Genomic DNA, 20,892 nt, shown 5'->3' on the forward strand with positions numbered 1-20,892 from the left:
CCGCGGCTTCGCCGAATGGGGCGAGGTCTTCGGCGATCCCGTTGTCGCCACCGCACTGCTGGACCGGCTGCTCCACCACGCGGTCGTCGTGCAAATCGAAGGCGCCAGCTACCGCCTGCGCGGCCACGCCGACCTTATGCCGGAACACACCAGGTCGCACGCCACCATCACCCCGCCTCCGCCCCAGAAGAGGCGCGGACGGCCACCCAAAAGCGGAGGTGCCAATCACCTGCACGGCTGATCCCCGAACCCGTTAGGTGGGGAATTTTGCGCCAGCACTTCTGGGGAATTTTGATCCAGCATTTACAAGAGTGGCAAGGTCTACGGCTATCGCAAGCTGTCGGACGATCTGCGCGACCAGGGTGAACGGATCTCGGAGAACCGCGTGGCACGATTGGCGTCACTGGCAGGGATCGCGGCGCAGGTCGGCTACAGGCGTCGTCCCGGCCGATACGGCGGAAAGCCCGCGGTCGTTGCCGAGAACAGGCTCGAGCAACGGTTCGAGGCGACCCGGCCCGATCAGGTATGGGTGACCGACATCACCTACATCAAGACCCATGAGGGCTGGCTGTATCTCTGCGTCGTCATTGACCTGTTCTCGCGCCGGGTTGTCGGCTGGTCCGCTCAGTCCCGCATGACGACGGACCTCGCCCTGCAAGCCCTGCTGATGGCCGTGTGGCGGCGCAAACCTACAGGCAAGGTCATGGTCCACTCAGACCAGGGTTCCCAATTCACCAGCCGGGAGTGGCAGACCTTCCTCCACCAGCACGACCTCGAACCCAGCATGAGCCGACGCGGCAACTGCCATGACAACGCCGTTGCGGAGAGCTTCTTCCAGCTCCTGAAGCGGGAGCGGATCAGGCGACGGACCTACCCGACCCGAGACGCTGCTAGGCAGGACGTGTTCGAGTACATAGAGATGTTCTACAATCCGAAGCGCAAGCACACGAACAACGGCATGCTGTCGCCCGTTGATTTCGAGATCAGACAGCAGAAACCGAAAGAGGCAGGTGTCTAGAAAACTAGGGGCACCTCAGAAGCCCGGTGTCGGTTCCTCATTCGACCGGACGATCGAAATATCCATCAGGGAGACAGAAAGCGGCTACATGCTTTTCGAGCCGGACGCGATCCAGATTGAAAAGGGATCGGTCGTTCGGTTCTTGATCGGAAATACAGGCGCTCTGGATCATGAGTTCTTTCTCGGCTCCTTTGACGAAATTGCGAAACATCAGCAGTGGATGCGCGAACACCCCGATATGCAACATGATCAAGCCAAGGCGCAAGCACACTAATAGCGGCATGCTGACGCCCGTTGACTTCGAAAACAGACAGCAAAAACTGAAACAGGAAGGTATCTAGGAAACTAGGAACACCTCAATTCAGAAAGATGGGTTGATAGTAAAATATTCGGCATAATTTATCACATTTATGTGTAATAACAGATATTTAGCGATACACTTTGATACACAAAGAAGATGGAATGTGTTCTGTAAAATGAGTAATCTAATCATAGCGAATAAGACGATCTTATCGCGCATAGAAACGAAATGAGGTAGAGATGACTTCGAAAATTTTCAAAGGCCTTCTGATTTCTGCGTTTGTCACGGTCTCGGCGACAAACGCTATGGCAAGCAATACATCCGCAGCAACCGTCGCAACGATTGAAAAGTATGCGCCGGATGCCAATGTTAGCGCACTGAACCACAGACAAATTTCCACACTGATGAATGTGATTTCTTCGAGCGACGACGGGTTTAGCGGCAAAAAAGATCAGGTTCAGGCGCTTATTCGTAACTTTGAAAACGGCTTATTTTCAGGATAACCAAGCGCTTCCTGAAACCGAACAAGATCACAAGCTGCACTCGACTGAAGTTGAGTGCAGCTTGACTCTGATGAGGATCTGATGATGTGACCGCCCCCCGACGGCATCAATGTGCCAAGGTGGGTTTGCGAGGACCGTCTTCGACACTGTCTCCAGTTCGGCTGCCAGCCGTTCGATCGTTTCGATGAGCCGCGCGATCTGCTCGAGATAGATCGCACCCATCTACCGGACCGCGTCGGGCAGGTCGCTGGCCTAGTAGGCCAGCGCGCTCTCGAGCACCTTCAGGCTCGCAGGCCCCTTCGGCGCCACGAGCCCGAACTCGGCCAGCTGTCCTCGAACGCGTTGATCAGCTGCGTGCGCTGTCGGACCAGGCATTGGTGCGTCCGGAGCACCACCGCCCGACCCTGGGTCTCGACGCTCTTCACCGCAAAAAAGCGCATGGTTGGACGCGAAGCCGCCTCCGCAATGGCTTCCGCGCGGTCGTTCTTCTGGCGCTTCACGAACGGCTTCACGTAGGCCGCCGGCACGAGCCGCACCTCATGGCCGTGTTCTCGCGCAACCCGACCCCAGTGATGCGACGTCGCGCAGGCCTCCATCGCCACCACGCAGGCCGACTGCTCGGACAGAAGCCCCGCCAGCCGTGTCTGTGATAGCACGCGGTTATAGAGAACCGCCCCATTCGCGCCGATAGCACAGACCTGAAAGCTGCCCTGCGCCAGGTCGATCGCCAACATGCTGATGGTCGTCGTCATCGATTTGCCCTCCTTTCGGTTCCGATGGAACCATCATGGCATACGAGATGCCGCTGGGTGGGGGGCATCCACCGCATCAGTTCAAGGTGCCCCGCCAGGCGCCGCTTAAGTTGTTTCAACTTGGCATCCGGTCTTTTCATCTACTGGATACTGTCGGAGCGTGGATAAGCTAGTGCGATCTGGCGATGCCGTCGGGAGGGGCATCGACGCCATCAGTGGGGCCTCAACAGGTCACTAACGCAGCGCCTGTTACACTTCGTTACAAATCTCTTCGGGAACACACCCAACTTTCATCTAGAGGAAGCGTTATGAGCGAGCTGCCACACATTCTTGTCGTCGACGACCACCGTGAAATACGCGAGGCCATGACACGCTATCTCAAGAAGAACGGGATGCGCGCGACCTCGGCACGCGATGCGGTCGACATGGATGCGAAGCTCGCCAACGGGCGGTATGACCTTATCGTTCTCGACGTCATGATGCCCGGGGAAGACGGTCTGTCCGTTTGCCGCCGTTTATCTGCATCCGGATCCATGCCGATCCTGATGCTGACCGCGCTCGGGGGGGAAACCGATCGTATTGTTGGCCTTGAAATCGGCGCGGATGATTATCTTTCGAAACCCTTCAACCCGCGTGAACTTGTCGCCCGCATCAAGTCCATCCTACGCCGTTCGACGAAAGTCGAGCCCTTCGCGGGCAAACTATCGGGCCGACGCATCGCGTTCGCTGATTGGATACTGGATACGGATAGTCGGGTGCTATCGAATGCGGAGGGTATGCAGATCGACCTGACTGGCTCAGAGTTCAAGCTGCTGACGATCCTGCTGGAACACCCTCGCTTTGTCCTGAGCCGCGATCAGCTGCTTGATCTCTCCACCGGTCGAGCGCCTTCAGTTTTTGACCGGACCATAGACAACCAGATCAGTCGGCTCCGCCGTAAGATCGAGCTTGATCCGTCGCGCCCCCGCATCGTCACCACAGTGCGCGGCGGCGGCTATTGCCTTGCTGCCGATGTCCGCGAGTTGAGCTGATGCCACGCCTTGTCGACAATCTTCGAGGGCAGCTGGTCCTCCTGATCATTGCGGCGCTTGCTGTTGCCCAGACGATCAGCCTGTGGCTGTTTGTCGATGAACGGGGCCTAGCTGTGCGTGCGGCCCTGGGTTTCGAGGCGGCAGGTCGGGCCGCGAATGTCGCGCTGTTGCTGGAAGAGGCGCCAGTTTCATTGCATCTGGCAATTCTTCGAGCAGCGAATTCTCCATTGGTCCGTTTTCATGTTTCCGAGAAGTCCCTGGTGGACCACAACAGCCATGCCGATAGAGCTATCGAAGCACGTGTCCGCAGTCTCTTAGGTTTCGCCAGAGACCGTGAGATCCGTGTCGAGTTGCATGAGGTCGAGCATGGCATTCTGCCAATGCCACATCTTGTACCAGAGATGGCGGAAATGCATCTCGCGATGATGCGGGGCGAGCTTTCCGCGATCGAAATGCAGCTTTCGATTGCGCTGACGGACGGGCAGTGGCTGAATGTCGCAACGCGGTTCGAACCGCCGCCATTGCAATGGCCCTGGATATCGATCGTCAGTTTTGGGATCACGGCGGCGATCATCCTGATCACGACCTGCTGGTTTCTTCTGACCCGTCTGACTCGTCCGCTCCTGCGCATTTCACGTGCAACAGATGCTCTTGGACGGGGAGAAGCCGTTAATCCTTTGCCGCTCAACGGCCCCAACGAGGTGCGCGGGCTCACCCAGGCATTCAATCGGATGCAGGAAAGGCTGACACGCTTCGTCACGGACAGGACACAACTAATTGCTGCATTGGGCCATGATCTGCGCTCTCCTTTGACAGCCATGCGGGTGCGGGCCGAGATGGTGGACGAGGACGAAACGCGCGAGAGTCTTGTCGCCTCAATCGAGGAAATGCAGGAGATGGTCGATGCAACGCTCGCCTTTGCGCAGGGCATGGCCAGCGCCGAAGCTTACGCGACTGTAGATTTGGGCGCCTACCTGCAGCGGTTGCAGGCCGACACGATCGACGATTTCACGATGAATACGGCCAACAGCACAAACGTTCGCTTGCGCCCACAATCTGTGCGCCGCGCGCTACGCAACATAATCGAGAACGCACAGCGCTATGGCGGAGGGGCCGAAGTCACTTTTGGGTATGACGCCGAACATGTCCAAATTCGCGTTGCAGACAACGGTCCTGGGATTCCGGAGGCCGAACTCGAACAGGTATTTGAGCCGTTTTTCCGGCTCGAAAAATCTCGCTCTCGCGAAACGGGCGGAACCGGCCTTGGCCTGTCGATCGCGCGAACAATCATCCGGGGCCATGGTGGAGATGTGGCGCTGTCGAACCGCGCCGAAGGCGGTCTCCTCGTGATCGTCACTTTACCGCTCGAAACGGAACTTGATCAGCTAGCATCTAGCATATCACGATAATGTGGATGTCCGTCGCAATTCCTGCGCGCCGCTCGCAGGGCGGCGAATTCGGCGCTGATCTGTCTCTGCTTGCTGCCGATCCAGGTCAGCAGCAACATCGCCACCAGCGAGAAAACGGCAAACCACGCCAGACTGGGCTGGCCCCAGTGCACCGCGATGAGGGCTGCCAACACAGTATCCGTCCGGTGCGACCGCTCTGACGGAGGGGGGCTGCTGCCGATAATGTCCATGATCGATAATGGACATCTTGAGGCACTCCATGGCGGGAAAGAAGGGCCAGAAGAAACGGTTCTGGTCTGACGAGGAAAAGCGGTCGATCTGTAATCAGACCCAGGTTCCCGGCGTTTCGGTCGCGCAGGTGGCGCGGCGGTATTCGATGAATTCCAACCTGATCTTCACTTGGTTGCGGGACCCGCGCTATGCGCCTGGGCCGAAGGAAGAGAGCTGCGAGCCGGAGGACGGCGACGTTTTCCTGCCGGTGGAGGTTTCTGGCCCGACTATTGAGAACCGGACGGACGCGGCGCGCGTGGAAACGGTCGGTCTGAACAATGGGGCCGTTCTGGCCAATCGCATCGACATCACGCTCTCGGACGGTCGGCGGATCGTCGTCGAAGGATCGACGGCGTTGTCGGCCGTGGTCAGGCTGGTTCAGGGACTGATAACTTGATCCCGGTGCCGAGCAACACGCGGGTCTGGCTTGCTGCCGGGGTCACGGACATGCGGCGGGGGTTCAACACGCTCGCCGCGCAGACGGAAAAGGTGCTGGCGGAGGACCCGTATTCGGGCCACCTGTTCGTGTTCCGGGGACGCCGGGGTGACCTGTTGAAAATCATCTGGTGGGACGCGCAGGGCGCATGTCTGTTCTCGAAACGCCTGGAACGCGGGCGCTTCGTCTGGCCTGCCGCCAAGGAGGGCAAAATCAGCCTCAGCCCTGCGCAATTGTCGATGCTCCTGGAGGGGATTGACTGGCGCATGCCGCAGAAGACGTGGCGGCCTCTTACGACCGGAAATTTGTCAGAGAATACAGCGCTATAAGGTTCACTTGTGCGCGGCGGGGCGGTATAAATCCAGCAATGCTGGAGACGCCTCAAACCCTGCCATCCGATCCCGACGAACTCCGCGCCGTCGCGGCACAGTTACACGATCTGGCCAGGTCCCAGGCGCTGAGGATCGAGAAACTCGAACATCAACTGGCCGGTCATCGCAAGGCGCGGTTCGGCTCCAAGTCGGAAAGCCTGGACCAACTGGCATTCGACCTTCACGAGGACGCCGAGATCGCCGATGCCGCGGCGGCCCAGCAGGAGGAAGCCGGTCAGGTCGATGACGACAAACCCGGCAAGCGCAGGCACAGCCGTGCCCCGCTGCCTGATCACCTGGAACGGCAGTCCGAGGTTCTCTCGCCGGGGGAGACCTGCGCCGACTGCGGCGGGACCATGCGGGCTCTCGGCGAGGATGTGACGCAAGAGTTGGAATACATTCCTGGGCGGTTTGTCGTCCGCGAAATCGTGCGGCCACGCATGGCCTGCAACTGCTGCGAAGCCTTTGCGCAAGCTCCACTGCCGAGCCGGCCGATCGAGCGCGGGCGCGCCGGCCCCGGTCTGTTGGCGCATGTGCTGGTCGGCAAGTATTGTGATCATCTGCCGCTCTACCGGCAGTCTGAAATCTACGCCCGCGACAAGGTCGATCTGCACCGCTCGACGCTGACCGATTGGGTCGGGCGGTCGACGGCGCTCCTGGCACCCCTGGCCGATTACATTGGCAAGCAGGTGCGGGCGGGACCCGCTCTCTTCGCCGACGATACCCCGGTCAAGATGCAGATCGGGGGCAAGACCGGCAAAACCCAGACCGCGCGGATGTGGAGCTATGTCCGCGATGAACGGCCCTGGTGCGGACAGGCTCCACCCTGTGCCTGGTACCAGTTCAGCGTGGATCGCAAGGGCAAACATCCCGCCGCGCATCTCGCGGGTTACAGCGGCACCGTGCATGCCGACGGGTTCACCGGCTTCAACGGGTTGTTCGGCGAAGGGCTGGCCAGCGAGCAGGCCTGCATGGTGCATGTCCGCCGCAAGTTCGTGGATGTCTTCGAACGAAACGGCTCCACCATCGCCCGGGAAACCATCGAACGCATCGCCGGGCTCTATGCCGTCGAAAAGGAGGCGCGCTACAAATCGCCGGACGAACGCGTCGCCCTGCGACAGACCAGGGCCAGGCCCATCTTCGACGAACTAGAGGAATGGCTGAAGAGCCACCTGCCGAAAATATCGGGAAAAACCAAACTGGCTGAGGCCATTCGCTACGCCCTCAGCCGCATACCGAAGGCACGGGCCTATCTCGAAGACGGTCGGCTGGAACTGGACAACAACATCTGCGAGCGCTCAATCCGGCCGCTGACTCTTGGGCGCAAGAATTACCTGTTCATGGGGTCCGAAGGCGGCGGCAAGGCTGCGGCCATCGCCTACACCCTCATCGAGACAGCCCGCATGAACCGCGTCGATCCGGAAGCCTGGCTGACCTGGGTGCTGACCCACATCGCCGATCACAAAATCAATCGCATCGACGAACTCGCACCCTGGAATTGGCAGCCAACCTGATTGTCAAAGGCGGTCACGCCGGACGGATACTCTAAATCGGTGAGCCCTGTAGCGATCATTTACACGAGGAAGAGCGAAATAATTTGCGATTTCCAAATTTGCAGATGGCAGCGCATTGGCGCTCTGGATTGAATTTGTGGGAGGCGGTGAAGCGATCGTCATGTGCCACGTATCGCCAGATGCCGGATGTGCCGCGCCTCAGGCGCTACACATCAATCGAGGCGGCGGATCGGTCGGTTTTCCGAGGATGGCGCTTGGCGGAACCGGGGCGTTTGTGGCCTGGACGCAACCAATCAGCGGCGCGGACGGCAGTACCACCATTCGCGTCGTTGAAGTCGCTCTGACGCCATAGGTTTCAAGGATTCATCTCGATTCCCAATGCCTCCTTAATGCTGTTGCCCTTATTCTGCGGCCTGCCCGAGGGCCAAATCAGGCGCTGTACCGGCCTTCTTGAGGCTCCAGCCTTTGATGATGGCATAAACCGCCGGAATGACGATCAGGGTCAGCAAAGTTGACGACACCATCCCGCCGATCATTGGAACGGCGATGCGCTGCATGATCTCGGATCCGGTGCCGTGCGCCCAAAGGATCGGCATCAGGCCGGCCATGATTGCTACAACCGTCATCATCTTGGGGCGAACGCGGTCTACTGCGCCCACCATGATCGCGGCGTAGAGTTCGTCGCGGGTCAGGTCGCGGCCGCCCGCGCGGTCACGCGCTTCATTCAACGCCTGATCGAGATAGATCAACATGATCACACCGGTTTCAGCCGCCACCCCGGCCAGCGCGATGAACCCGACTGCCACCGCAACCGACATGTTGAAGCCCATGAACCACATCAGCCAGATGCCCCCGATCAGCGCGAAAGGCAGCGACAGCATCACGATCAGTGTCTCCGTCAGGCGGCGGAAGTTCAGATAGAGGAGCAGAAAGATCAGCGCCAGCGTCAGGGGCACAACAGTGGCCAGCCGCTGTTTCGCACGTTCAAGGTACTCGAACTGCCCGCTCCAGCCCAACGAATAGCCGGGGGGCAGGGTGACGGAGGCCGCGACCGCCGTCTGGGCTTCGGCCACGAAGCCACCCAGATCGCGTCCGACGATATCGACGAAGATATAGACGGCAAGCTGTCCGTTTTCGGTGCGGATCGACGTGGCTCCGCGAGTGCGTTCGATGGTGGCTACGTCCCCAAGTGGAATTGTGCCACCGCCCGGCAGCGCCACTTGAACCTCGCGTCCGATGGCCTCCGGATCAGACCTCAGTGTCGCCGGATAGCGCACTGCGACGTCGTAGCGCTCGCGGCCCTCGACGGTCTGCGTGATGGCCTTGGCCCCCAATGCCATGCTGATCACCTCCTGCACATCCTGCACCGACAGACCGTAGCGGCCAAGGGCAGCTCGGTCGGGCGTGATGTCCAGATAATAGCCGCCGATCACCCGTTCGGCATAGGCGCTGGTCGTTCCAGGCACCGTGCGCACGACGGCTTCGACCTCACGGGCTACCTTTTCCATCTCGGTCAGGCTGGTACCGAAGACCTTGATCCCCACTGGTGTGCGGATGCCGGTGGACAACATGTCGATTCGCGCCCGGATCGGCATCGTCCAGGCGTTCGACACGCCGGGAAATTGCAGCGCGGCATCCATTTCCTGCCGCAGGCTTTCGATGGTGACACCGGGACGCCATTCGTCTTCCGGGCGGAGCTGGATGATCGTCTCGAACATCTCCGTCGGTGCTGGATCGGTCGCAGTCAGCGCGCGGCCTGCCTTGCCGAAAACCGACAACACTTCGGGGAAGGTCTTGATGATGCGGTCCTGGGTCTGCATCAGCTCGGCGGCCTTGGTGACCGAAAGCCCGGGCAGCGTGGTCGGCATGTACATAAGCGTACCCTCGTTCAGGACAGGCATGAATTCAGACCCCAGCTGGCGCGCGGGCCAGATGGTGATTACCAGTGCCGCAATGGCCACGATGATCGTGAGACTCTTGGCCTTCAAAACGGCGCTGATAATCGGGCGGTAGACCGCGATCAGCACGCGGTTTACCGGATTCCTGTGTTCAGGGATGATCCGACCCCGCACGAAGACCACCATCAACGCAGGCACCAGCGTCACCGATAGGAACGCCGCTGCCGCCATCGAGAAGGTTTTGGTGTAGGCAAGCGGGCCGAACATGCGTCCCTCCTGTCCTTCAAGCGAAAAGATTGGCAGAAACGAGACAGTGATGATCAGCAAGCTGAAGAACAGTGCGGGGCCGACCTCGCTTGCCGCTTCGATCAGCACCTGGATGCGTGGCTTGTCAGGGGCGGCCCGTTCGAGGTGTTTGTGCGCATTTTCGATCATCACGATGGCCCCGTCGATCATCGCGCCGATCGCGATGGCAATGCCGCCGAGGCTCATGATATTGGCCCCGATCCCGAGAAATTTCATTGCCGTGAAGGCCATCAGCAATCCGACAGGCAGCATGATGATCGCCACGAGGGCGGAGCGGACGTGCAACAGAAAAATGATCGTTACCCCCGCCACGACAAGGCTTTCTTCGAGCAGCGTTGTTTTCAACGTCTCGATTGCCGACAGGATCAGGTCGGACCTGTCATAAACCGGCACGATGTCGACTCCTTCCGGCAGGCTTTGGGCCACCACGTCCAGTTCTGCCTTGGCGTTGTCAATCACATCCAGCGCATTTGCGCCGACCCGTTGAAGCACGATGCCACTGGCGACCTCGCCCTCACCGTTCAACTCGGCGATGCCGCGGCGTTCATTGGGAACTATTTCGATCCGTGCGACGTCTTTCAGGTTGATCGGCACCCCGCCAATGCTGCGCAGGGTGATGTTGCCGATATCCTCGGTCCCCGCCAGATAGCCGCGTCCGCGCACCATGAATTCGAACTCAGACAGCTCCACCGTGCGCCCGCCGGTGTCCATGTTGCTCTCGGAGATGGCCTTGCCGATATCAGACAGCGTGATCCCCTGCGCGCGCATTCGGACCGGGTCAACTGTGACCGAGTATTGCTTAACGAAGCCACCGACACTGGCCACTTCGGACACGCCCTCTGCACGGCTGGCCCCGAAACGCACTACCCAATCCTGCAACGACCGCAATTCAGCAAGGCTCAGGTTCTCGCCGGTGATCGCATATTGGTAGACCCAGCCCACCCCCGTTGCATCCGGACCAAGGGCTGGTGTCACCCCATCGGGCAGGCGAGCCTCAGCAGCGTTGAGGTATTCCAGCACGCGCGACCGCGCCCAGTACGGGTCAACGCCGTCCTCGAAGATGATGTAGACAAACGAAATGCCGAAGAACGAAAAGCCCCGCACCACGCGGGATCGCGGCACCGTCAGCATGGCCGAGGTCAGCGGATAAGTGACCTGGTCCTCCACCACCTGAGGGGCCTGGCCCGGGTAGTCGGTCAGCACGATCACCTGCACGTCCGACAGATCGGGAATAGCGTCGATCGGCAAGTTGCGCAGTGACCAGACCCCGGCGGCGATGATCAGGGCCGTGGCAAAGAACACCAGAACAAGGTTCCGGGCGGACCATTCGATGACACGCGCGATCATTCGCTTGCCTCCGGGGAGGCCAGCGCAGCCAGGGCGGCGTTCAGGTTGCTTTCCGCGTCGATCAGAAAGGTCGAGGTGGTGACGACCCGGTCGCCCTCGGCAATACCTTCGCGGATTTCCACCATTCCGGCGGCCTGTCGCCCCACGACCACATCCTGCGGGGCGAATTTACCCTCTCCCATGTCCCGGATCACCACCTGGCGATCGCCGGTGTCGATCACTGACGTTTCCGGCACTCGCACCACGGGCGCGCCGTCGCCCGTCGCCAAAGCCACATCAGCGAACATGTTGACAAGCAAGCGACCCTCAGGGTTGGGCAGATCGATGCGGACGCGTGCAGTTCGGGTCTGCATATCGACCTCAGGGTAGATCTTGTCGATGATGCCGCTGAAGGTCTCGCCCGGTAGGCCTGGGAAGGTGATCGTCGCAGCTTTTCCATCCGAAAGGCCCGCGAGCGCAGATTCCGGCACGTCCGCCATGATCCAGACAACCGATGTATCGGCAATACGAAACAGCGTTTCGCCAGCCTCGGACATCATGCCTTCGACGGCCATTCGTTCCAGAACCACGCCCGACCGCGGTGCCATCAGGCTGATTTGCACCGGCGCACGCCTGTCCGCCGCGATCTTGTCGATCACTGACACGGGAACACCCAGGTTTGCCAGCCTTTGACGGCTGCCTTCCACGCGCCCATCACCACTTCGCAGGTCCGAAACATACTGTGCGGCCGCCGAGACGATATCCGGAGAATAGAGCGTCGCCAGCGGTTCGCCCGCTTCAACGATTGATCCGGTCGTTACATCCTCAACTTCTTCGATAAAGGCATCCGCACGCAATGAAATGACGCTAACCCGACGATCATCCAGCGCGACGATCCCCGGCGCTCGCACCGTCGTTGCCATGGGCTTAAGCACCGCAACTGACGTACGTACGCCGGTGCGCTGTAATTTGCCGGGCGATACGGTCACCGATCCGGCATCGTTTGCCTCATCGGCAAAAACGGGAAGGTAGTCCATGCCCATGGAATCCTGCTTTGGCACCGGCGACGTATCAGGCAGGCCCATCGGATGCCGGTAGTAGAGAACGGTTCGTTCGTCAATTTTCGCCTCTAGGGGGTTGGGCGCCTCTGGGTCAAACGACACATCTTCGCTTGCCAGCACCGGCAGAAACGCCTTGCCATCGACGGTGTCGGTCGGCACCGCGGACCATTCGGCGAGACCGTCCGGGTGTCGATAGTAGATAATCGGGCCCATCGCCGATCGGATTTCGGCCGGCATCGCCTCAGCTTCGCGTCCCAAAAGTGCTGTGAGCTGCGTCTGCGTCACATCCGTCAGCATCGCAGGCGTCCAGCCCTTGCCGCCCGCCGCAAGGCCAACCCATCCAGCCGCGCTGCCAACGACGGCGATCAGCACCAGTTTGCCAAAGACGCTCATGGCTGTACCTCGATTACGATCTGTGCCTGTACGGTTTCCACTTCGCCCTGCACCTTGGCCGCAACTGAGAAGCGCCAGTTTCCGTCCATCGTCAGATCGGCAGAAAAGCGATAGAGACCCGGCTCGTCGCCGGGTAACGCCAAGACCGGTGAAGTCATCGTCTCCATCCCGTCCGGCGCCATATCCAGCCTTGTGGCAAAGATCACGGCACCCTCGACGGGCGCATTGGTGCGGGTATCAATCAGACGAACTTCTAGAACCGCACCGCTTCCAAAAGGGTAGGTCGTTTCGACAAGAACGAGAATGTAATCAGATGCAGCGGCCTGTGCCACCGGCACGGAAAGCTGGCCCGCGACCACGAGGGCAGCAAGGGCGCTGTGAATATAACGGGGCATGATACGCCTGTATTGACGGGCAACGGGAACGCCAACCATCGTATCGACCTTGAACTGGTCTAAACGTTACATCGGCGCGCGGCTGTTGGTGCGGCAGGCACCAGAACCGCTATGCTTTGGGCGGTCTTTGCAATCCGCCGTCTGCCTGTTGCAGAATCGCCGTTGCCTCAGTCCGCACGTACCCGGCACGTCCGGACCGAGGCAGGTTCGCCAGGATCACTCGTTCGAGCTCGGCCACGATCGGGGCCACACGACATTGCGTCGTGGAAATGCAGGCAGCGTCGCATTCCGGCATGTCCGGGCAGTCTTTCGGGCAGCAATCGCTCTGCATGGCCATAGCAGGCGCTGGGTCCACACTTGAAATGGACGCAAGATTGATTTGCGCCAGAACAGCGCCAACCAACAGAGCAACCAGAAAAAGGCGTGTTTTGAATAGCATGCAACATGCTATGCTGAAGTTCTCATAGATCAGCAATACACGTTTTGCTGAAATAGAAGTATCGTCCAGATTCACGCTCAATACGCGGATCGTCTAAAGCCTCAATCGCCGTAGTCTGAGCGCGTTCGCGATGACCGAGACCGACGAGAGGCTCATTGCGGCGGCGGCGAACATGGGCGACATCAACAGCCCGAATACTGGGTAGAGCACGCCCGCAGCTAAGGGCACACCGAGCAAGTTGTAGGCAAAGGCCCAGAACAGGTTCTGGCGTATGTTACGGATCGTCGCCACGGCCAGCGTCCGTGCCTTGACGATACCGTTCAAATTGCCGCGCAAGAGAGTGATGCCCGCGCTTTCAACCGCCACGTCCGCACCCGTGCCCATGGCAAGGCCGACATCCGCTGCCGCGAGGGCAGGCGCGTCGTTGACACCATCGCCGGCCATGGCGACCTTTTTGCCATTCGCGTGAAGCTCGTCCACCAGTGCCTTTTTGTCTTCCGGGAGAACGCCGGCTCGTACTTCGTCGATGCCAAGACGCTGCGCCACGGCCCTTGCTGTGCGTTCGTTATCACCCGTAGCCATTATTATCCGCAGGCCCGCCTCGTGCAGTTCGGCAAATTCCAATTTGGATTGCATTACTGTATAAATTTATGATGCAGATCAGGAGGATGTGATGAGATGACCCTACCGCAAATTGAACCTGGATGAACGCCGAATCTTAGCGACAATGCTTCATCAGCTTTCTGGTGCCGATTTTCGGTCTCACAATCGGCGCGCTGTTCTTTGGAGAGTAGCTTTCCGCCGCGCAGCTTTGCGGGATCCTATTGGTCATTGTGGGTATTGTGTTCGTCAATCTCAGCGGTGGAACACAAAACCATCAACGCGGAGCAGGAAAATTGATTTCATTAAATCAATAAGTTGATTTGACCAGACAAATGCTGCCGAGTTCGTTGAATGACTTCCCAGCAGAACATAAGAGTGGGCCTTGGTCTTTGATCTGGCGGGCCGGACGATGACACATTTGATCTATGTCAACGTCCGCGAGCATTGAACTTGCTAGAAGCGATGATCAGTTCTCTAATATGGCCAATCTCGGAAACTGGGGAAAGGAATTGAATGCCATGGCATCGCAAGACACCGGAAAACCGAAGGTGTCGGACTCCTCGCCGGAACGTGCGTTGCTGGACGGACGCGGCGCATTCCTTGGCTTCCTGATCAAACGGCTTGGCAGTCGGGCGGATGCAGAGGATGTCCTGCAGGATTTCTGCATCCGCGTGCTGGGGCGCAATGATCAACTCAGAGACGTTGAGCGGATGGATGCCTGGCTCTATGCGATCTTGCGCTCCACGTTGAATGACCATTTCCGTAAAGGCACGCGTCGCAACCGCTTGGCTGCGGCGGTGGCGCGTGAGCCGGAAGACTGGATCTCTGATGCGCCGACCCAGATGGCGCGGCTCTGCACCTGCCACGGCGGTCTTATTTCCGAACTGCGCCCGGCGGACGCCGAACTGCTCCGGCGTATCGACTTCGGCGAAGAGGACCGTGAGCATGTGGCGCGCGACCTTGGACTAACCCGCAACGCCCTTGGCGTTCGCCTGCACCGGGCGCGCACGGCTTTGCGCGAGGCGTTGACAAGTCACTGCGGCGACTGCTGCCGTGACGATCGTGACGATTGCTATTGTCAGCCTGAAGGTTGCAAGAACGCCGAGCACGAAACAGATTGCAAAGCAGAGCAGCAGAATTCCTGATCGAAACGCGGTCGGTTCTGTAACGTTTTTCGCCAATCGACGTCTTCTTTTGTGACTACGCCTTGGGGCAGCACAGCAGGAGGAATCGGATCATGCCACGGGAGACGACGAGTTTTCGTTCGGGAGCAACGGAACCGTCGCGGAATGCCGCCGTTCCGGGGTTCATGTCGCGGATGATATGCATTTGTGCAGAGGCCTCCGCGCATCCAGACGCCCCGATGGCATTGGCGTTGTTCCAGCGCGTAGAAATCTTGAAGCAACCCCCGGAATTAGCGGCGCGCGCACTGGGCCTCAAGCCCGGTGATGCGGCCTACCTGCTGACCGGTCTGCGCGAGGAGGTCGCAAAGATCCTCGCACTTACGCTTCTTGCAGGGCGGCCATCCAGAGAAATCTATGAACAGAAGGAAGCCAACGATGAATAAGAGCTTGCGCCTTGCAACTGTGACAACGGAGCCAACTACGGAACCCGAGTCTAAACAGCCCTCGGCTGACGCCCATATTCCCTATGCCCAGGACGCGTTCGAACGCTGGCTGCTGTTCCTCGATACCTTGCGGGAACGCGCCGACAACATGATCGCACATGAACGTCACGGCATGCCGCCGCTTCTGGATTTCGACTATGAGCTTCTGCTGGATGCCCGCACCTTCGACCGGCCCGCCAATTATGCACTGCTCCGGATTACGCGGGCAGGCGAAGATTGCTGGGACGATTGCGTGGACGAGGCAAAGCCGCCGGTCATCGTCATTGATCCGCGCGCGGGACATGGGCCGGGTATCGGCGGCTTCAAGCATGACAGCGAAGTTGGCATGGCGATGCACGAGGGCCATCCGGTCTATTTCGTGATCTTCTTTCCAGAACCCATGCCCGGCCAGACGCTGGCTGACGTACACTATGCACTGCGTGACTTCGTCACCGAAGTCGCCCGCCGTCACCCGAACGCGGCACCCGTGCTCTACGGCAATTGTCAGGCCGGTTGGGCCGCCGCCTTGCTGGCCGCCGATTGCGACGGTCTGACCGGGCCCATCGTGCTGAACGGCTCTCCGCTCAGTTATTGGTCGGGCGACGCGGCCACCAGCCCGATGCGGATGCTCGGCGCGCTCTCGGGCGGATCCTGGGCGGCGCACATGATCGCCGATCTGGGCGACGGGCGGTTCGACGGCGCGTGGCTGGCGCAGAACTTCGAGACCCTGCAACCCGAAAAGGCGATCTGGGAGAAATACGCCAACCTCTTTTCCCATGCCGATACCGAACGTGAACGGTTCCTCGACTTCGAACGCTGGTGGAATGGCTACTATACGCTGAGCCGCGAGGAAATTCTCGGCATCACACAGAACCTTTTCATCGGCAACCGGCTGGAGCAGGGCGAGATGCAACTGGATGCACATTGCACTATCGACCTGAAACGGATCCGCAACCCGATCATCGTCTTTGCCTCGGAGGGCGACAACATCACCCCGCCGCAGCAGGCGTTGGGCTGGATTGCCAAGCTGTATCCTGACACCGATGCGCTCAAGGCCGCAGGACAACGCATCGTCTACATGACGCACGAGACTGTCGGGCATCTGGGTATCTTCGTCTCCGGGTCCGTCGCGCGGCTTCAGCATCGGGCGATCCTGGAAAGCCTGGAGACGGTCGAGACGCTGGCGCCCGGGCTTTACGAGATGCTCATCGACAGTCGTTCGCGCAAGGCAAAGCGCAAGACCGGCGACTACGACGTGCGCTTCGAGCCGCGCGACGTCGACGATCTCGGTTTTGGGTCAGACCATGGAGCGCTGGCCCAGGTCGCGCAGATGTCACGGATCAACGAGGCGGCTTATTCGACATTTGTTAGCCCTTGGATCAAGGCCGCGACGTCCCCTGCCAGTGCCGAGATGCTGCGCGCCCTGCATCCGATCCGATGGACCAGAACGATGTTTTCCGAGCGTGTGAACCCTTGGATGGCGCTGGTGAAATCCACAGCCGACTCCGTGCGCGAGACGCGAGATCCCCTGCCGAAAGACCACCCCGCCATCCTTGCCGAACGCGCGTTGTTGGCGCGTACCGGCGAGAGCCTGGCGTCATTGCGCAAAGCGCGCGACGCATGGCTCACACATGTCTTTGGCGCGATGTACGGCAGTTTCCCCATCGCCACCACCACACAAGCGGGCCAACCGACCGCCATACCAAACAAGGAGTGAAGGATCATGGAATGGATTATCGAAAACTGGATTCTGGTCCTCGTGATCGGCGGAATGGCTGCGATGCATCTCTTCGGGCATGGACACGGCAGGCATAAGCACGGCAAAGCCGCGAAGCGTCAAACTGCACAGAAGAAGGTGCCGGACGCACCCGCCGATACCCGGGTTCCATCGGAAGATGCCTGACTTCCCCGAATGCTGCGATCCCGTGGAACTTTTGGACCTGTCCGGTCGCAAGGGTCTGGTCATCGGTATCGCGAATGAACGCAGTCTGGCGTGGCCCGCCGCTCTGCACTTCCGGCAAGCGGGTGCCGAGTTGGCCATCACTTATGTCAATGAGCGCACCAAGACCCACGTGACACCATTGGCCGCGCGGCTCGAAGCGCCCATCGTCCTGCCTTGCGATGTCAAGGCTCCGCATGAACTCGATGCCGTTTTCGATGCCATCGCAGAACGCTGGGGAAAGCTCGATTTCCTTCTTCACGCCGTGGGCAGCGTGCCGCCCGCCGACCTTCACGGTCGGCTGACCGACTGCTCTGCCGAGGGGTTCTCGGAAGCGATGGCCGTTTCGGTGCATTCGCTGATCCGTATGGCGCATCTTGCCGAACCGCTGATGTCCGGCGGCGGCAGCCTGATCACGCTAAGTTATCTTGGCGGCGAACGCGTGGTGGAAAACTACAATGTGATGGGGCCGGTCAAGGCGGCGCTCGAAGCGACTGTGCGCTATCTCGCGCATGAACTCGGGCCGTCAAACATCCGTGTCAACGCTATTTCGGCGGGTCCGGTGCTGACCCGCGCGGCATCGGGGCTGACCGGCTTTTCGGGTCTTCTGGAGGCGACCGCTCGCGCATCACCCTTGCGGCGCAACATTGAGGCCGACGAGGTGGGCCGAACGGCCCTGCTCTTCGCCAGCGATTATACCAGCGGCATCACCGGAGAAGTATTGCGTGTAGACGCGGGTGTTCACATCGAAAGCCCGGTCTTTTCAACCCAGATAAGCGTCAAGCCGGAGGATTCACGATGAACAGGACCGCAGACGATCCAGTTCCGCCGCCCGCACCTGAGCGGCGCGATTTTTTGTATTATGCAACAGCCTCGACCGGCGCGGTTGCCGTCGGGGCTGCGGTCTGGCCGCTGATTGACTCGATGAACCCCTCAGCCGACGTGACTGCTGCTGGCACGGTCAGGGTCGATCTGTCCGGCGTCGAACCGGGCCAGCGCATTACGATCAAGTGGCGGGGGCGCCCGGTCTTCGTCTGGCGCCGGTCTGCTGCGGCAATCGAGGCGGCGCGCGCTGTCGAACTCGACGATCTTGCCGATTCGGTCGACAGCGGGCGCGAGAACCCCAACCAGAGCGGCGAAGTGCCCGCACGAGACGAAAACCGCACGGCAGATGCGGATGGTGAATGGCTGATCGTCATCGGTGTCTGTACCCATCTGGGGTGTATTCCGCTGGGTCAGGACGGATCCGCAGTCGGAGAATTCGGCGGCTGGTTCTGCCCCTGTCACGGATCGCACTACGACACGTCGGGGCGGATCCGGAAAGGACCAGCACCACGCAACCTCGACATCCCGCCCTATAATTTGGGCGATGACCTGCAACTGGTGATCGGCACCTGATCGGTGCATCGGCCCTTAATCTGCGAAGGAGACAAAGACATGCAAGCCAAGGATATCATGACGACATCCGTGATCTCCGTCCCGCAGGACGGAAAAATCGAGGACGCCGTACGCCTGATGCTCGACCATCACGTCAGCGCGCTCCCCGTCGTAGACGCGGACGGCGCCCTCAAGGGATTGGTCAGCGAGGGCGACCTTATGCGGCGTATCCGCGACGAGCCCGACGGTCCCCGGCGATCCTGGTGGCTCGAGGTGCTGGGCGGGTCGGGCAATTCTGCCCAGGAATTTATCAAGCTCAACAGCCACCATGTCGCTGACGTGATGACACGCGATGTTGCCACAGTCGAGGAAGACACACCGGTTGACGCGATCGCGCGCCTTCTGGAAAAGCACCGGATCAAACGGGTGCCGGTGCTGCGAGAGGGGCGCGTCGTTGGAATTGTCAGTCGTGCGAACCTGCTCCATGCTTTGTCGGCACTCCCGGACGGGGCACTGGGGGAACCATCGGAAGATGATCGGGTGCTGCGCTCGAAGTTAGATGAAGCCCTGAAAGAGGTTCCCGGTGCGACAGTCAATTTGATCAACTACACCGTAGACAAGGGCAATGTCGCGATCTGGGGCGTTGCAGACAGCGATTTCGAAGAGAACGCCATCCGCGTCGCCGTGGAAAATGTGCCCGGTGTCCGCAGCGTCGGCATCCACATGGGCCGACTGGCGGCATGGGCCTACGGCATTTGAGAGCGCATGCCCAAACAGATGCCGGCGATTGGAAGTCGGCACAGCATTTGTATCAGAATGATCGACCATCGCGGGAGCGGAGACAGAGCTCCAAAAAATAATGACGGACACGATTTGTCGGGTCCCATTCGAACTGACCAATGAGTGAGATGACAAGCAGGACCACTTTCAAGGGGGTCTATGGATCCGTGTGTCGCTATTCCGGAAAACGGTTGCCAAGGCGTTAATATCTGGTCGTTTTTTATCAGGGCAGCTGCCGGACCTCATCCCCGAAATCATGATACTTTTCTTTTTTCTGTAACGTTTTTCGACGGTGAGCGTCTACTGAATGAACGCAAAAAACCGAGGAGGTTCAAATGGACAATCGTTCCAATACCCCGGCCCAAGACACTGGATCGTCGAAAGGATGCTGCGGAGGTGTGACTCAGACCGAGACTGTCGCCGAGAAAGAACCGCGACCAGCGGAAGACAGCAAGCCGGAAAAGTCGGGCAAAGGGGGCTGCTGTTGCAGCAACAACTGACGCATTGGCGTCTCTGATTCAGTCGGTGGCAACGCCGTTTCTGCTGAACATGATCAACTGAAGCAAAAAGGAAATACATAATGCAAACCTTCAAGATACTCGCGACTTCTGCAACGCTTTTGCTGGGTGCCACGGGTGCGGCTTTTGCCCAAGCTGGTCACGGTCATGGTGCTCAGCAGCCTGGTGTGGCCACGGGAACAAGCGATAGCGAGTCTGGTCCCATGACTGGTGATCAGACCGACATGATGCAAAAGATGATGTCCATGATGATGGGCATGCACGCCCGGATGATGGATCATGGCGACAGACCGGACATGGCTATGATGGATCGGGGCATGATGCAGATGATGATGGGCCCTGGAATGATGGGAGTACCGTCGGCCGAGGAGGCTACCGCGACGATGCAAGCGCGGTTGAGCGAGTTTGACGCGGATGGCGATGGCAGCCTGTCCCTGAGCGAATTTGAAACCCTGCACAGCGCAATGATCCGCGAGTCCATGGTTGACCGGTTCCAGCATCTGGATGCCGACGGAGATGGCACAGTGAGCCCCTCCGAGATGGTTGCTCCGGCCGGTCGGATGAGCATGCGCGAGAGGATGAGCGCTATGTCGACGGATAATTCCGACAACTAGAATATCATGCCGGGCAAGCCAGCTTGCCCGGC

The 20,892-nt window shown here is 59.7% G+C and carries 22 protein-coding genes and 2 pseudogenes; 17 read left to right on the forward strand and 7 right to left on the reverse strand.

Annotated elements, in window-relative coordinates; all coding sequences use genetic code 11:
• The 4 genes and pseudogenes from BLR51_RS24390 to BLR51_RS27510 all read left to right on the forward strand — a co-directional run.
• Window positions 1-241, forward strand: a 241-nt coding sequence (locus tag BLR51_RS24390; RefSeq protein ID WP_165616928.1) for an ATP-binding protein, incomplete at its 5' end; no start/stop codon positions are given.
• Window positions 242-307: 66 nt separating this feature from the next.
• Window positions 308-1,018, forward strand: a pseudogene (locus BLR51_RS24395) (IS3 family transposase); the annotation flags it as partial.
• 88 nt (window positions 1,019-1,106) lie between these two features.
• Complete coding sequence (locus tag BLR51_RS24400; RefSeq protein WP_242656837.1) at window positions 1,107-1,292, forward strand: cupredoxin domain-containing protein; 186 nt, start codon at window positions 1,107-1,109, stop codon at window positions 1,290-1,292.
• Between the two features lie 266 nt (window positions 1,293-1,558).
• The gene (locus BLR51_RS27510) at window positions 1,559-1,822 is read left to right on the forward strand and encodes a hypothetical protein (protein ID WP_131821878.1); all 264 of its coding nucleotides are present in this window, start codon (window positions 1,559-1,561) and stop codon (window positions 1,820-1,822) included.
• Window positions 1,823-2,103: 281 nt separating this feature from the next.
• On the opposite strand, the gene BLR51_RS24405 is transcribed toward BLR51_RS27510, so the two are convergent.
• Window positions 2,104-2,574: an IS110 family transposase gene (locus BLR51_RS24405; RefSeq protein WP_375342698.1), complete on the reverse strand. Its 471-nt coding sequence runs from the start codon at window positions 2,572-2,574 to the stop codon at window positions 2,104-2,106.
• 308 nt (window positions 2,575-2,882) lie between these two features.
• On the opposite strand from BLR51_RS24405, the gene BLR51_RS24410 reads away from it, so the two are divergent.
• On the forward strand, window positions 2,883-3,605 hold the full coding sequence (locus BLR51_RS24410; protein WP_089851898.1) for a response regulator: 723 nt from the start codon (window positions 2,883-2,885) through the stop codon (window positions 3,603-3,605).
• The gene (locus BLR51_RS24415) at window positions 3,605-5,014 is read left to right on the forward strand and encodes an ATP-binding protein (RefSeq protein WP_089851900.1); all 1,410 of its coding nucleotides are present in this window, start codon (window positions 3,605-3,607) and stop codon (window positions 5,012-5,014) included. Before BLR51_RS24410 ends, BLR51_RS24415 begins: the two co-directional genes overlap by 1 nt.
• Here the strand turns inward: BLR51_RS24415 and BLR51_RS27255 are convergent.
• Window positions 4,987-5,184, reverse strand: coding sequence for a hypothetical protein (locus BLR51_RS27255; protein ID WP_511229356.1), 198 nt, complete (start codon window positions 5,182-5,184; stop codon window positions 4,987-4,989). The two genes, BLR51_RS24415 and BLR51_RS27255, sit on opposite strands and share 28 nt — an antisense overlap.
• An 89-nt stretch (window positions 5,185-5,273) precedes the next feature.
• On the opposite strand from BLR51_RS27255, the gene tnpA reads away from it, so the two are divergent.
• From tnpA to tnpC, 3 genes are read left to right on the forward strand one after another with little or no spacing between them, the layout of a single operon-like run.
• Complete coding sequence (tnpA, locus tag BLR51_RS24425; protein WP_089851948.1) at window positions 5,274-5,681, forward strand: IS66-like element accessory protein TnpA; 408 nt, start codon at window positions 5,274-5,276, stop codon at window positions 5,679-5,681.
• Complete coding sequence (tnpB, locus tag BLR51_RS24430; RefSeq protein WP_089851904.1) at window positions 5,678-6,049, forward strand: IS66 family insertion sequence element accessory protein TnpB; 372 nt, start codon at window positions 5,678-5,680, stop codon at window positions 6,047-6,049. The genes tnpA and tnpB overlap by 4 nt, the downstream gene beginning before the upstream one ends.
• Window positions 6,050-6,087: 38 nt before the next feature.
• Window positions 6,088-7,605 carry an IS66 family transposase gene (gene tnpC / locus BLR51_RS24435; protein WP_089851906.1) on the forward strand — a complete coding sequence of 506 codons (1,518 nt, stop codon included), beginning with the start codon at window positions 6,088-6,090 and terminating at the stop codon, window positions 7,603-7,605.
• A gap of 401 nt (window positions 7,606-8,006) precedes the next feature.
• On the opposite strand, the gene BLR51_RS24445 is transcribed toward tnpC, so the two are convergent.
• The 5 genes and pseudogenes from BLR51_RS24445 to BLR51_RS24460 all read right to left on the reverse strand — a co-directional run.
• Window positions 8,007-11,156: an efflux RND transporter permease subunit gene (locus tag BLR51_RS24445; protein WP_089851909.1), complete on the reverse strand. Its 3,150-nt coding sequence runs from the start codon at window positions 11,154-11,156 to the stop codon at window positions 8,007-8,009.
• The gene (locus tag BLR51_RS24450) at window positions 11,153-12,589 is read right to left on the reverse strand and encodes an efflux RND transporter periplasmic adaptor subunit (RefSeq protein ID WP_089851911.1); all 1,437 of its coding nucleotides are present in this window, start codon (window positions 12,587-12,589) and stop codon (window positions 11,153-11,155) included. The genes BLR51_RS24445 and BLR51_RS24450 overlap by 4 nt, the downstream gene beginning before the upstream one ends.
• Entirely contained in the window at window positions 12,586-12,984 is a 399-nt protein-coding gene (locus BLR51_RS24455) for a FixH family protein (RefSeq protein ID WP_089851913.1), read from the reverse strand. The genes BLR51_RS24450 and BLR51_RS24455 overlap by 4 nt, the downstream gene beginning before the upstream one ends.
• Window positions 12,985-13,093: 109 nt before the next feature.
• Window positions 13,094-13,504, reverse strand: coding sequence for a hypothetical protein (locus BLR51_RS28060; RefSeq protein ID WP_162685540.1), 411 nt, complete (start codon window positions 13,502-13,504; stop codon window positions 13,094-13,096).
• Between the two features lie 12 nt (window positions 13,505-13,516).
• A pseudogene (locus BLR51_RS24460) lies at window positions 13,517-14,035 on the reverse strand (HAD-IC family P-type ATPase); the annotation flags it as partial.
• Between the two features lie 470 nt (window positions 14,036-14,505).
• Here BLR51_RS24460 and BLR51_RS24465 point away from each other — a divergent pair.
• From BLR51_RS24465 to BLR51_RS28350, 8 genes are all read left to right on the forward strand, one after another.
• Window positions 14,506-15,171: an RNA polymerase sigma factor gene (locus BLR51_RS24465; protein ID WP_238937788.1), complete on the forward strand. Its 666-nt coding sequence runs from the start codon at window positions 14,506-14,508 to the stop codon at window positions 15,169-15,171.
• A 92-nt stretch (window positions 15,172-15,263) separates the two neighbouring features.
• Window positions 15,264-15,593 carry a hypothetical protein gene (locus BLR51_RS24470; protein WP_089851916.1) on the forward strand — a complete coding sequence of 110 codons (330 nt, stop codon included), beginning with the start codon at window positions 15,264-15,266 and terminating at the stop codon, window positions 15,591-15,593.
• A complete protein-coding gene (locus BLR51_RS24475) occupies window positions 15,586-17,349 on the forward strand; it encodes a DUF3141 domain-containing protein (protein WP_089851918.1) in 1,764 nt (587 codons plus the stop codon). Before BLR51_RS24470 ends, BLR51_RS24475 begins: the two co-directional genes overlap by 8 nt.
• A gap of 6 nt (window positions 17,350-17,355) precedes the next feature.
• Window positions 17,356-17,535, forward strand: a complete 180-nt coding sequence (locus BLR51_RS24480) for a hypothetical protein (RefSeq protein ID WP_089851920.1) — start codon at window positions 17,356-17,358, stop codon at window positions 17,533-17,535.
• A complete protein-coding gene (gene fabI / locus BLR51_RS24485) occupies window positions 17,528-18,373 on the forward strand; it encodes an enoyl-ACP reductase FabI (protein ID WP_089851922.1) in 846 nt (281 codons plus the stop codon). The genes BLR51_RS24480 and fabI overlap by 8 nt, the downstream gene beginning before the upstream one ends.
• A complete protein-coding gene (petA, locus tag BLR51_RS24490; protein ID WP_089851924.1) occupies window positions 18,370-18,969 on the forward strand; it encodes a ubiquinol-cytochrome c reductase iron-sulfur subunit in 600 nt (199 codons plus the stop codon). Before fabI ends, petA begins: the two co-directional genes overlap by 4 nt.
• Window positions 18,970-19,008: 39 nt before the next feature.
• The gene (locus BLR51_RS24495) at window positions 19,009-19,707 is read left to right on the forward strand and encodes a CBS domain-containing protein (protein ID WP_089851926.1); all 699 of its coding nucleotides are present in this window, start codon (window positions 19,009-19,011) and stop codon (window positions 19,705-19,707) included.
• Between the two features lie 601 nt (window positions 19,708-20,308).
• The gene (locus BLR51_RS28350) at window positions 20,309-20,860 is read left to right on the forward strand and encodes an EF-hand domain-containing protein (protein ID WP_242656838.1); all 552 of its coding nucleotides are present in this window, start codon (window positions 20,309-20,311) and stop codon (window positions 20,858-20,860) included.
• The last annotated feature ends 32 nt before the right edge of the window (window positions 20,861-20,892 follow it).

It is taken from the genome of Salipiger marinus (assembly GCF_900100085.1).
Classification (GTDB): domain Bacteria; phylum Pseudomonadota; class Alphaproteobacteria; order Rhodobacterales; family Rhodobacteraceae; genus Salipiger; species Salipiger marinus.